Source organism: Pseudomonas sp. SDO55104_S430, assembly GCF_054070595.1.
In genome coordinates this window covers 1-4,864 of record NZ_JBSVXG010000324.1, presented here as the reverse complement: position 1 = coordinate 4,864, position 4,864 = coordinate 1, and the positions used below count along the sequence as shown (strand labels likewise).

Genomic DNA, 4,864 nt, shown 5'->3' with positions numbered 1-4,864 from the left:
TTTTGGGGCCGCTTCGCAGCCCAACGGGGGCAAGCCCCCTCGCCACAGGTATGTGCTCGGCATAACCAACAGCCAATAATTATCGGGAGCCTTGTGGGACGTTTCCTACTGTTACCCGCGATTTTTCGTTTTATTGAATGTGTAACCGCTCCACACCCACCCGGGGCATTGGGAAACGCGGTGCTCTGAACGAAGGCCTCAAAACCCTTCCAAAAAAATAACACCCAACGCCAAGCTTGCCGGATTAGAAGGGTTTGCCAATAATAGGCCCGCTATTTGCTACATAGATCGGTTTACCCTCTTTTGCCTTTGCATGATTTTGCAGGGCTGTCAACGCGCTCAAACGGCTTTCTCGGTGCTTCTGTAACTAGTTGTCGCATTGAAGAAATATCGGCCTCGGGCCTGTCGTTAGAATGCCGATCACTCGCTCGTCGTTGTCTGTGTTTAAAAAATGCACAGGCTTCCCAGGACGGAGCAACCAATTTCCGGTTCCACTCATTCGCATATTGGGCTCTCGCTCACTCTGCCGATTCAGCCCTTTACCGATGGAGTCCCAAGATGAAGAAACTCGTGCTGCTTGGCGCCCTGGCACTGTCCGTGCTGTCGCTGCCAACCTTCGCTGATGAAAAACCTCTGAAAATCGGTATCGAAGCGGCTTACCCTCCATTCGCCTCCAAGGCACCGGACGGCAGCATCGTCGGCTTCGACTACGACATCGGCAACGCCCTGTGCGAAGAGATGAAGGTCAAGTGCGTGTGGGTCGAGCAAGAGTTCGACGGCCTGATCCCGGCACTGAAAGTGCGCAAGATCGACGCGATCCTGTCGTCCATGTCGATCACTGAAGATCGCAAGAAGTCCGTGGACTTCACCAACAAGTACTACAACACCCCGGCCCGCCTGGTCATGAAAGCAGGCACTCAGGTCAGCGAAGGCCTGACCGAGCTCAAGGGCAAGAACATCGGCGTGCAGCGTGGTTCGATCCACGAGCGTTTCGCCCGCGAAGTCCTGGCTCCACTGGGCGCCGAGATCAAGCCATACGGCTCTCAGAACGAAATTTACCTGGACGTGGCCGCCGGCCGCCTCGACGGCACCGTGGCAGACGCTACGCTGCTGGAAGACGGCTTCCTGAAAACCGACGCCGGCAAAGGCTTCGCGTTCGTGGGCCCGGCTTTCACCGACGTCAAATACTTCGGCGACGGCGTAGGTATCGCCGTGCGTAAAGGCGACAAGGCCGAGCTGGACAAGCTCAACGCTGCCATCGCGGCCATCCGCGAAAACGGCAAGTACAAGCAAATCCAGGACAAGTACTTCGCCTTCGATATCTACGGCAAGTAACACGCTCCGGCGACAAGTCCGAAATGGCGCAAGCAGCAGGATCACTGAGGTTTGCGCCATTTTTTCATCCCAACTTTCGAGGACCTGAATCATGTTGAAAGGCTACGGGGCTGTCATCCTCGATGGCGTTTGGCTGACGCTTCAGCTCGCCTTGTCGTCCATGGCCCTGGCCATCGTGCTGGGCCTGATCGGCGTGGCACTGCGTCTGTCGCCGGTTCGCTGGCTGGCCTGGCTGGGCGACCTGTATTCCACCGTGATTCGCGGTATTCCCGACCTGGTGCTGATCCTGCTGATTTTCTACGGCGGTCAGGACCTGCTCAACCGCGTCGCGCCGATGCTCGGCTACGACGACTACATCGACCTGAATCCGCTGGCCGCCGGTATCGGCACCCTGGGTTTCATCTTCGGTGCGTACCTGTCGGAAACCTTCCGTGGTGCGTTCATGGCGATCCCCAAGGGACAGGCCGAAGCGGGCATGGCCTACGGCATGAGCAGCTTTCAGGTGTTCTTCCGGGTGCTGGTGCCGCAGATGATCCGTCTGGCGATCCCTGGCTTCACCAACAACTGGCTGGTTCTGACCAAGGCCACCGCGCTGATTTCGGTGGTGGGTCTGCAAGACATGATGTTCAAGGCCAAGCAGGCGGCCGACGCCACCCGTGAGCCTTTCACCTTCTTCCTCGCAGTGGCGGCGCTGTACCTGGTGATCACCAGTGTTTCGTTGCTGGCATTGCGTCAACTCGAGAAGCGCTACTCGGTAGGCGTAAGGGCGGCTGAGCTATGATCTTCGACTACAACGTCATCTGGGAGGCACTGCCGCTGTACTTCAGCGGGTTGCTGACCACCCTCAAATTGCTCGCGCTGTCGCTGTTCTTCGGCCTGCTGTGTGCGTTGCCGCTGGGCTTGATGCGCGTCTCGAAAAACGCCGTGGTCAACATGACGGCGTGGGTTTACACCTACGTGATTCGCGGCACGCCGATGCTGGTGCAGCTGTTTTTGATCTACTACGGTCTGGCGCAATTTCAAGCAGTACGCGAAAGCTTCCTCTGGCCGTGGCTGTCCAGCGCGACCTTCTGTGCGTGTCTGGCCTTTGCGATCAACACCAGCGCCTACACCGCCGAAATCATCGCCGGCAGCCTGCGCGCCACGCCGAACGGCGAGATCGAAGCGGCCAAGGCCATGGGCATGTCGCGCTTCAAGATGTACAAGCGCATCCTGCTACCGTCGGCCCTGCGCCGGGCGCTGCCGCAGTACAGCAACGAAGTGATCATGATGCTGCAGACCACCAGTCTTGCGTCCATCGTGACCCTGATCGACATCACCGGTGCCGCGCGCACGGTCAACGCCCAGTTCTACCTGCCGTTCGAGGCGTACATCACCGCCGGCGTGTTCTACCTGTGCCTGACCTTCATTCTGGTGAAACTGTTCAAACTGGCCGAGCGCCGCTGGCTGGGCTACCTGGCCCCGCGGAAGCACTGATATGGAGCGCATCGATCACGCTTTGCCGTGGAGCCATCTGGGCAGCGAGCGCCATATCTCGGTGTTCCGTTTCGGCAGCGGCGAGCGCAAGGCCTACATCCAGGCCAGCCTGCACGCCGATGAATTGCCGGGCATGCGTACCGCCTGGGCGCTGAAGAAACGCCTGGCCGAACTCGAAGACCAGGGCTTGCTCAACGGTGTGATTGAACTGGTGCCGGTGGCCAATCCACTGGGTCTGGGTCAATTGCTGCAGGGCAATCACCAAGGTCGTTTCGAGGCGGGCAGCGGCAAGAACTTCAACCGTGATTTCGTCGAACTCAGCGCCCCGGTGGCTGCGCAGCTCGACGGGCATCTGGGTGACGATCCGCACGCCAACATCCGCTTGATCCGCCAGACCATGAGCGAGCATCTGGCTGCATTGCCGCCAGCCAGCAGCCAGTTGCAGGGCATGCAACGCATCCTGCTGAGCCACGCTTGCACCGCCGACGTGGTGCTGGACCTTCACTGCGATGCCGAAGCGGCGCTGCACATGTACGCGCTGCCGCAGCACTGGCCGCAGTGGCGTTCGCTGGCCGCGCACCTGGATGTGAAAGTGGGCTTGCTGGCGGAAGATTCCGGCGGCAGCTCCTTCGACGAAGCCTGCTCGCTGCCGTGGCTGCGTCTGTCGCGCCTGTTCCCGGATGCGCAGATTCCGCTGGCGTGTCTGGCGACCACCCTTGAGTTGGGCGGTCAGGCCGATACGGGGCGTGAAGCCACCGAAGCCTATGCCGAAGGCATCCTGGCGTTCCTGGCCGAGCAAGGCCTGATCAGCGGCGAATGGCCAAAACCTGCGCAAGAAGCTTGCGAAGGCATGCCGTTCGAAGGCACCGAATTGCTGTTCGCGCCGCACCCTGGCGTGATCAGTTACCTGCGTCAGCCCGGCGAGTGGATCGAAGCCGGCGACGAGATTTTCGAAGTGATCGATCCGCTGGCGGATCGGGTCAGCACGGTGTGTGCTGGTACGTCCGGGGTGCTGTTTGCCATTGAACGGCTGCGTTATGCCCAACCCGGTTTCTGGCTGGCCAAGGTGGCGGGGCGCGAAGCGCTGCGTCACGGGCGCTTGCTCAACGACTGACTGACTGCTTTTTGTGAGAACCGACCGCATGTACAAACTTGAAGTCCAAGACCTGCATAAACGCTATGGCAGTCACGAAGTGCTCAAGGGCGTGTCCCTGAAAGCGGCAGCTGGCGATGTGATCAGCATCATCGGCTCCAGTGGCTCCGGCAAAAGTACCTTCCTGCGCTGCATCAACCTGCTGGAGCAGCCGCACGCGGGCAAGATACTGCTTAACAACGAAGAGCTGAAACTGGTGGCGAACAAGGATGGCGGGCTCAAGGCCGCCGATCCCAAGCAGCTGCAACGCATGCGCTCGCGCCTGTCGATGGTGTTCCAGCATTTCAATCTGTGGTCGCACATGACCGCGATGGAAAACATCATGGAAGCGCCGGTTCACGTGCTGGGCGTGTCCAAGGCCGAAGCCCGCGAGAAGGCCGAGCTGTACCTGAACAAGGTCGGCGTGGCCCATCGCAAGGACGCTTACCCTGGGCACATGTCCGGTGGTGAACAGCAGCGTGTGGCGATTGCCCGTGCCCTGGCGATGGAGCCGGAAGTGATGCTGTTCGACGAACCGACCTCGGCGCTGGACCCGGAGCTGGTGGGCGACGTGCTCAAAGTGATGCAGGCCCTGGCCCAGGAAGGCCGGACCATGGTGGTGGTGACCCACGAAATGGGCTTCGCCCGTGAAGTGTCGAACCAGCTGGTGTTCCTGCACAAAGGCGTGGTCGAAGAAAGCGGCAACCCGCGCGAAGTGCTGGTCAACCCGCAATCGGAACGTCTGCAGCAATTCCTTTCGGGTAGCCTCAAGTAATCGGGGCTGCTTTGTGCACCTATATAGTGCATGCTTCGCGGTCCTAGACTGACCGGCTCCCCTGTAGGAGCGAGCATGCTCGCGATGGTCTTCAACGATAACGCGGGAAATCTGATGCCCCGCGGTGTCCTTGAGTCCATCGCGAG

Annotated in this window: 5 protein-coding genes; all 5 read left to right on the top strand. The window is 60.0% G+C overall.

Going from position 1 to position 4,864, the window contains the following annotated elements; genetic code table 11:
* Positions 1-558 precede the first annotated feature (558 nt).
* The 5 genes from ACW9JE_RS28615 (at position 559) to ACW9JE_RS28595 (ending at position 4,718) form a co-directional block, all read left to right on the top strand.
* On the top strand, positions 559-1,335 hold the full coding sequence (locus ACW9JE_RS28615; protein WP_457434666.1) for an ABC transporter substrate-binding protein: 777 nt from the start codon (positions 559-561) through the stop codon (positions 1,333-1,335).
* A gap of 91 nt (positions 1,336-1,426) precedes the next feature.
* Complete coding sequence (locus tag ACW9JE_RS28610; RefSeq protein WP_224538437.1) at positions 1,427-2,116, top strand: ABC transporter permease; 690 nt, start codon at positions 1,427-1,429, stop codon at positions 2,114-2,116.
* Positions 2,113-2,811, top strand: a complete 699-nt coding sequence (locus ACW9JE_RS28605; protein ID WP_457434665.1) for an ABC transporter permease — start codon at positions 2,113-2,115, stop codon at positions 2,809-2,811. The genes ACW9JE_RS28610 and ACW9JE_RS28605 overlap by 4 nt, the downstream gene beginning before the upstream one ends.
* Before the next feature lies 1 nt (position 2,812).
* Entirely contained in the window at positions 2,813-3,925 is a 1,113-nt protein-coding gene (locus tag ACW9JE_RS28600; RefSeq protein ID WP_457434664.1) for a M14 family metallopeptidase, read from the top strand.
* Positions 3,926-3,953: 28 nt separating this feature from the next.
* Entirely contained in the window at positions 3,954-4,718 is a 765-nt protein-coding gene (locus ACW9JE_RS28595) for an ABC transporter ATP-binding protein (RefSeq protein WP_175379561.1), read from the top strand.
* Positions 4,719-4,864 lie beyond the last annotated feature (146 nt).

Excerpts from the sequence above, each read along its gene's own strand:
- ACW9JE_RS28610 (WP_224538437.1), top strand. The coding sequence starts at position 1,427 with ATGTTGAAAGGCTACGGGGCTGTCATCCTCGATGGCGTTTGGCTGACG.
- ACW9JE_RS28605 (WP_457434665.1), top strand. The coding sequence starts at position 2,113 with ATGATCTTCGACTACAACGTCATCTGGGAGGCACTGCCGCTGTACTTC.
- ACW9JE_RS28615 (WP_457434666.1), top strand. The coding sequence starts at position 559 with ATGAAGAAACTCGTGCTGCTTGGCGCCCTGGCACTGTCCGTGCTGTCG.
- ACW9JE_RS28595 (WP_175379561.1), top strand. The coding sequence starts at position 3,954 with ATGTACAAACTTGAAGTCCAAGACCTGCATAAACGCTATGGCAGTCAC.
- ACW9JE_RS28600 (WP_457434664.1), top strand. The coding sequence starts at position 2,813 with ATGGAGCGCATCGATCACGCTTTGCCGTGGAGCCATCTGGGCAGCGAG.